Genomic DNA, 1,388 nt, shown 5'->3' on the forward strand with positions numbered 1-1,388 from the left:
GTTGATCTCCATGGAGCAGGAGCCGCACTTGCCGGCCTTGCAGTTCCACCGGCACGCCAGGTCCGGCGCGTCGGTGGCCTGGAGCCGGTGGATCAGGGGCACGCGCAAACTCACGGCCGCTCGCCGTCGTAGACGCGGGGCACCCGGACCCCGCCGAAGCGGGTGACGATCTCGTAGTTGATGGTGCCGACCGCCTCGGCCCAGTCGTCGGCGGTCGGCTCGCCGTCCGCGCCGCTGCCGAAGAGGGTCGCCACATCCCCGGCGGCCACCTCGTCGTCGCCGCAGTCGAGCACGAACTGGTCCATGCAGACCCGGCCGGAGATCGTCCGCCGCTTGCCGCCGAGCTGCACCGGCCCGATGTTCGAGGCGTGCCGCGGCACCCCGTCGCCGTAGCCCAGCGGGACCACGGCCAGGTTGCTCTCCCGCTCGGTGAGGTAGGTGTGGCCGTACGAGACGCCGGTGCCGGCCGGGACCCGCTTGGTGAGCATCACCCGGGCGCGCGCGGTCATCGCGGGCCGCAGCCCGAACTGCTCGCCGGCGATCGGCGACAGGCCGTAGATGGCCAGGCCGGGGCGGACCAGGTCGAAGTGGGCGTCCGGGCGGGTCAACGTGGCGGCCGAGTTGGCCAGGTGCCGGTAGCGCGGGCGCAGCCCGGCCCGCTCCACCATCTCCAGCCCCTCGTGGAACACGGCGAGCTGGCGGTCCGTGGTGGGGTGCCCGGGCGAGTCCGCGTACACGAAGTGGCTCCACACCCCGACCACCTCGACCAGGCCGTCGGCCTGGGCCTTCGCGGCGGCCTCCAGCAGGGCCGGCCAGTCCGCGACGGTGGCCCCGCCGCGGGACAACCCGGTGTCGATCTTCAGGTGCAGCCGGGCCGGACGGTCCGCCCGGCGGCTCGCCTCGATCATCTCGTCGAGCTGGGTGAGGCTGGCGCAGCCCAGGTCGACTCCGACGGCCACCCCGTCGTGCAGCGGCAGGCCCGGGTCGAGCAGCCAGGCCAGCACCGGGGCGGTGATCCCCGCCTGGCGCAGCAGGAGCGCCTCGTCGAGGGTGCAGACCCCGAGCCAGTCCGCGCCGGCGTCGAGCGCGGCGCGGGCGACCGGCACCATGCCGTGGCCGTACCCGTCGGCCTTGACCACCGCCATCAGCTCGGCGCTGGTGCCCGACGTGAGCTGGGCCACGTTCTCCCGGATCGAGTCCAGGTCGACGCGCACCTCCGACTGCCACATGCCCCCAGCCTACTTCCGCCGGTGATCACCGTGCGCCGTGAGCCGCGTGGCCGGTCCCCGCCCGGGCCCGCCGGCCGCCGTCCCGGTCAGCGCAGCCGGGCGAGCACCGGGCGGAGCGCGGTCGCCACGTCGGGCGCGGTCACCGGGCCGCCGCGCGCC

1 protein-coding gene is annotated in these 1,388 nt (G+C 75.2%); it reads right to left on the bottom strand.

The genetic code is table 11. The features are described from left to right. Positions 1-110: 110 nt before the first annotated feature. Positions 111-1,229 (bottom strand): alanine racemase, encoded by a 1,119-nt coding sequence (alr, locus tag ACWEVO_RS36525; protein ID WP_452311950.1) that lies wholly within the window; start codon positions 1,227-1,229, stop codon positions 111-113. Positions 1,230-1,388: the final 159 nt, after the last annotated feature.

This window comes from Micromonospora sp. NPDC003776 (assembly GCF_053605645.1).